Source organism: Dellaglioa sp. BT-FLS60 (assembly GCF_054941065.1).
Map to the genome: position 1 here is coordinate 1 of NZ_JBSOLI010000007.1, position 1,728 is coordinate 1,728.

Consider the following 1,728-nt stretch of genomic DNA (forward strand, 5'->3'; position numbering starts at 1 on the left):
TCTTAATTAAATGTTCATTTTGAATTAGTTGTTTACTGCTGAAGCAACGTTTATTACTTTACCAAGAATAATGTCCTTCGTCAAGCTTTTATTTACAATAAATCGAAATTTATGAATGTAACCGAAAACATTCATGGAAATCAGCCATTTTTATTAATTAAATGGTTCTATACTTATGAGTGTTGATGAGAAATCATCGACACTCTTTTTTCGCAAAAAAAGAACATAAAGTTCTCACATGATAAAATTAAAGCGTCTAAACCACAATTTTAGAAGTGTGAACTTCATGTCCACTAATAATGATATACGAAATTTACTTGATATCCAAGATGAAATTATTTTATTTTGTGAGAATGCCGTCACGACAGTGACTTACCATCAAAGAAAAATCAAACAGGTTGATGCTACTCTCACTTAGATGCCGAAATGCTGCGAAAGATGTGGCGTTATCAATACTAATTTCACAGTTGTCAAAAATGGAATGAAAACAACTATGATTCTCTTACCACGAACAAGCCATTTTGACACCTATCTTAAATTAAAGAAACAACGTTTCTTCTGTAAGGCTTGTCAGGAAACATTTACCGCAAGGACAACTATCATTGAAACTGGATGTCATCTTTCAACCGCTATTAAACGTTTAGCGCTTCTTTACTTATCAGATATTTCTTCTATCAAGACCATTTCAAAGCGTGTTAGTATTTCTCAACAACACTTCGTGTTTTAAATACGCTTGAAAATCAACATCAAACAGGCTGAATGCACCTACCTGAAGTACTCTGTTTTGATGAAGTCCATCTCACTAGTAACGTTTTAGGTGGTTTAAGTTTCATATATTTAGATGAAAAAAATGGGAAAATCCTTAATATTTTACCAAATCGTAGGCAAACGACCTTAAAATCACATTTTTTCCATTATCCTAAAGAAGTCAGAGATAAAGTGAAGTATATTGTGATTGATATGAACGCCTCTTACGAGACGGTTATTAAAATGGTTTTTCCAAATGCCGCTATCATCTTAGATCGATTTCATATTGTTCAACTTTTCCAAAGATACTTATCTAGTACACGTGTGAACGTCTCTAAACAGTTATCTCGTAAAAAAGATGCGCTAGTATTAAAGCGTTATTGGAAAAAATTTAACAAGTATTTCGATAAACTCGATTATAAAAATTACCAACACTTTTCTTTATTTAAAGGACTTTTTACTGAACAAGACTTAATGGACCGATTGTTAGCCTATTCACCTGATCTTTCTGATGCCTATCATATTTATTAAACTATTATTCGTATCATTAAATACAAAAAGACAGAAGAATTTCTTCCCTTTCTTAAGGAACTAGAAGAAAAAGGAACGCCGAATGATCTTTTTAAAACTTCAGTTCATTCAATAATCAAACACAAAGAACATATACTAAATGCCATTTTTCATCCATATTCCAACGCGACACTTGAAGGTATAAATAATAAAACCAAGGTGATTAAACGTGTATCCTTCGGTTACAGAACTTTCAGTTCATTCAGAAACAGAATCTTCATAACGACATAAAAAAAGCTGAAGAATCTTACGATTCTTCAGCTTTAGTTTTATCATTTTTTTGCGGGTCTACAATATCTGTTGTTGGTAATAGAAATTAATTCTATTACTAATAACAGTTTTTTTGTATAATGACAAAAAAAGACCCAAAAGCCATAAGACTTTTGGGTACGGTTTATCCAAATCCATTAT

1 protein-coding gene and 1 pseudogene are annotated in these 1,728 nt (G+C 31.5%); both read left to right on the top strand.

From position 1 onward, the window contains the following. Positions 1 to 418: 418 nt before the first annotated feature. On the top strand, positions 419 to 727 hold the full coding sequence (locus tag ACVQ8P_RS00300) for a transposase family protein (protein WP_462296865.1): 309 nt from the start codon (positions 419 to 421) through the stop codon (positions 725 to 727). Between the two features lie 32 nt (positions 728 to 759). After that, positions 760 to 1,548, top strand: a pseudogene (locus ACVQ8P_RS00305) (ISL3 family transposase). Positions 1,549 to 1,728: the final 180 nt, after the last annotated feature.

Coding starts and splice junctions, on each gene's coding strand:
- ACVQ8P_RS00300 (WP_462296865.1), top strand. CDS start 419: ATGCCGAAATGCTGCGAAAGATGTGGCGTTATCAATACTAATTTCACA.